The organism is Lonsdalea britannica, from assembly GCF_946477055.1.
Classification (GTDB): domain Bacteria; phylum Pseudomonadota; class Gammaproteobacteria; order Enterobacterales; family Enterobacteriaceae; genus Lonsdalea; species Lonsdalea britannica_A.
In genome coordinates this window covers 1-3282 of sequence record NZ_CAMKXG010000324.1, presented here as the reverse complement: position 1 = coordinate 3282, position 3282 = coordinate 1, and the positions used below count along the sequence as shown (strand labels likewise).

Here is a 3282-nt window from a genome sequence, read left to right as displayed (position 1 = left end):
CACTACACTGAAACCCAAAAGCTCAGCCATAGAATTAACGGTGATAGTCATCGGTTAATGCCTCCAGGCGTTGTTCCATAGACATATCAATCGACGCAGCCAGCCCCATTCTAAGAAGCCAATCACTGAGTTTGAAAAGTGCGCCAGCCGGTGTCTCGCACTCCGGGAAACTAGCCAGGGACATGTTGACGCGCCATTGACCATTAACTTTCGACAGAACGATTTCTTGTGACAATAACGAGTCTTCTGACTGATGCTTCAGCTCCAGGCAAATGGTGATCACGTCCTCTTCGGTTTCGAATTTCTTTATATAACAACCGACATTCCTGTTACCCACCATGCCAATAACCTGCTGGTCGAGGTCACCCTCGCGTTTTCGCAAACTCAATAGCTCGTTACGAACTTCGACGAATAATTCTAACCAACGGTCACCCAGTTCTGGGTTATGGAAAAGGAAGTCATCAAAAAGATGCAAATTAGCGCGCGTTGTTTTCATAGCACTCTCCACAATTTTTTATGTCGCTCAATCGCCTGTTTAATCTCCCGCAAAGTGGCCGCTTTATAGATGCGATTGCCGCGGGCGTCGTAAAACTCAAACCGAGACTTCCCTGGGAAAGCGGGACGCTCTTTGGCCTGAGTGCCATCATTCATCCGGTAAATGCGCAAAGCGCCGTTGTCCATGTATTCGCAATTGCTCACTATCGGCATGTCACACCTCACGCATCGAGTTAGAACAGACATGCGCCCGAATCTCACACCAGTTTCGTTTTTCATGGGTGTGGGCCATTGTTGAAGCTGACAACCAGACGCGCCTCGCCTGGATGAACTGCTGACGGCGCTCCAACTCGGCAGCGAATTGGCTAATGCTTGTGAAGTCGGATTTAGTGGGAATGGGGACAGAGCGCCCCTGGCAATGACGCTCTACCTTGAGGTGTATGGGGTCAATTGAGCCAGCCAGACCAAACACGCGGCGATGGTTAATCGTACCTCGCACCACCGTGCCGCGACGGATATCACGCGCTAAACACTCGCTGATACGCTTAGCGCGAATACCAGTTAGAGAAGTTAGCTCGGCAGAGGTACGAGGCCCGTTTTGCAATACAGCGCGTAGCAAATCCGCTTTATCACTGTTTTTCGTAGCCATTAGTCACCCTCCACTAAGGAGATTTTTATACCGTCGCGTTGTGCGCCTTTCCTCTGTTCGCACCATGCCAACCATGACATAAGGGCATCTAATGCCATGTCGCTATCTGGCGCTTCCGGCACTCCTGGTACCAAAAGTTTTCCGGTACTGTCGCCTTTGCCATGACGGGCAACAACATCAAGAAAGCCTTTCAGTGCATATTTAGGTCCGGTTGCGAACATGATCGCACCTGAGCCATCCGGTTCTGACGAGGGGGGACAATCACCTATCTCAATAAGTCCGCTGGCCCAACACCATGCAAACTGCGGAGTGAGGTCATAAAAACTCTTACAACCACAGCGAGGGCAAAGTTGAGTGAATGTTGGTATCACCTTATATTTGGGATCGCGTTTAGATACCCGCTCAGATTCGAAATGTGTATTACGGCAGCGAGTACATTTGACTTGGGTATTCTCTTTAGAAAAAGACATTCACGCCTCCATAAGAAATAAACAAATCTGCATAAAACCCACAATCGCAGCGGCCCAGATAGCAATTGACATAGCGATTGCCAATAAAATCCACGGGTTGCTTTTTGTGGATTTATGCGAAATAAAAAACTTATTCTTCATACGCAATTCCATGTTTTAGGCGTAAGCGCGCCCCTGGCGGGATTACGCCATATTTAATGGTTAATTAATTTGAGGTTAAATCACGCCGCTGGCGTCAACGATTCCAGCTTCACGAAATACGGCAGTAAATTAATTTCGACAATAACGCCGCAATCAAAATCACGGGCAATGTCGATTGTTTTTACGGCGCGTTTTTCTTTCGGCTCCATCAATGATTCATAAATGAATGATGCCCCAATCGGATAGCGCCGGTTAAATTCACCTGCTGTCATTTTATGGAGTCCGGACATATCACACCCCCGCAATATCTAACGAGATAGCCTGATACTGGTCGGAATCTCCGATACGTTCATAGACACGGATATATGAACGACTGCCAACAACCTGCACAGCTTCACCGATGGCCGACATGGCGCGTTGCCAACGTTCGTCTTCAATTTCAAGTCGGCGTAAAGACAGTACCGCGCCAGTATTGACTTCCCCTTCTTTTTCCGTCTGAAAAGCCCGGTTAATGATGGCGTGGATTTCTGGTCTGGCCCCATCAACCCAATCAGACAGACATTCATCGATCAATGCCTTGGCTGCCTGTAATCGTTCATCAAACGCGATACGGTCTTGCATAGCCCGCTGAATTTTGTAACGGCCATCATAGCTATACAGCGTCACGTTGCCTTTTTTACCGCCAAGGCTCACGCCGTATTCGTCACCAGACAGCGACACGAACGCAGCGATATCGGCGAATCCTGACAACTTAAACTCCGACAGTGCCTTGTTGACGGCCAGCGCACGGCCAATCAAATCCGCGACCAGCTCATCACGCGCGATATCAATGGGCTTGATAAGGTGTTCAGGCGTTAATACGCCCTTGGCATCGATCCAATACCCCTCAGGGGATACGGCTTCGGTAAACTGCTTGTTTTTAGTGGACATTTACTTTTTCCTTACGTCGTGTATTTGTGACTGCATCGTTGACTTTTACTGATACGTGACCGGCCAAACCTGAGGCCGTTTTCTCCGCGATGCGCTGCACCAACTCGCTATCGCCGTCTTCCCCTTCAACACGACAATCCACGCTCACACCTCGTGATTTATCGCGTACACAGATAACTATTTTTGCCATCAGTTCTACCTCCAAATAATGTGGGCGCCACGCCATGTCGTCATTTTGACAGGACGCCGCACGCCTTTACGGGTTTCAGTAATATCCAAAGCACCAGGCACCCAGGCTGTGAATGGGCGGTCAACCTCAATTACGGGCCGACGAAAATTTAAATTGACGCTGATAATATTTATTCCAGCGCGTGTAAGGCGATTAATAGGTTTCATTAATAAAGGGTTATTAATAGGTAATTGGCACATGATAAATACCTCGTTAATTAATCAGCATTTCAGCGAATTGACGGACGGTAGAAATACTGACCGGTCTGTCATTGATATGGCTGGTACGGACGACACCGCGCAGCAACTTGAATAAACGGCGGGCATTGCCTTTACTCTCTTTGTAAAGCACTGCGCCCATATCCGGCG

6 protein-coding genes are annotated in these 3282 nt (G+C 48.5%); all 6 read right to left on the bottom strand.

Features of this window, described 5'->3' with window-relative positions; genetic code table 11:
- Nucleotides 1–34: 34 nt before the first annotated feature.
- Nucleotides 35–496: a hypothetical protein gene (locus Q7O77_RS16060; protein WP_304169655.1), complete on the bottom strand. Its 462-nt coding sequence runs from the start codon at nt 494–496 to the stop codon at nt 35–37.
- A gap of 213 nt (nt 497–709) precedes the next feature.
- Nucleotides 710–1144, bottom strand: a complete 435-nt coding sequence (locus Q7O77_RS16055; protein ID WP_304169653.1) for an ANR family transcriptional regulator — start codon at nt 1142–1144, stop codon at nt 710–712.
- Nucleotides 1144–1614 carry a hypothetical protein gene (locus Q7O77_RS16050; RefSeq protein WP_304169651.1) on the bottom strand — a complete coding sequence of 157 codons (471 nt, stop codon included), beginning with the start codon at nt 1612–1614 and terminating at the stop codon, nt 1144–1146. The genes Q7O77_RS16055 and Q7O77_RS16050 overlap by 1 nt, the downstream gene beginning before the upstream one ends.
- Before the next feature lie 221 nt (nt 1615–1835).
- Entirely contained in the window at nt 1836–2027 is a 192-nt protein-coding gene (locus tag Q7O77_RS16045) for a hypothetical protein (RefSeq protein WP_304169649.1), read from the bottom strand.
- 19 nt (nt 2028–2046) lie between these two features.
- Entirely contained in the window at nt 2047–2685 is a 639-nt protein-coding gene (locus tag Q7O77_RS16040) for a DUF3164 family protein (RefSeq protein WP_304169647.1), read from the bottom strand.
- Nucleotides 2675–2875, bottom strand: coding sequence for a hypothetical protein (locus Q7O77_RS16035; protein WP_304169645.1), 201 nt, complete (start codon nt 2873–2875; stop codon nt 2675–2677). Before Q7O77_RS16035 ends, Q7O77_RS16040 begins: the two co-directional genes overlap by 11 nt.
- Between the last annotated feature and the right edge of the window lie 407 nt (nt 2876–3282).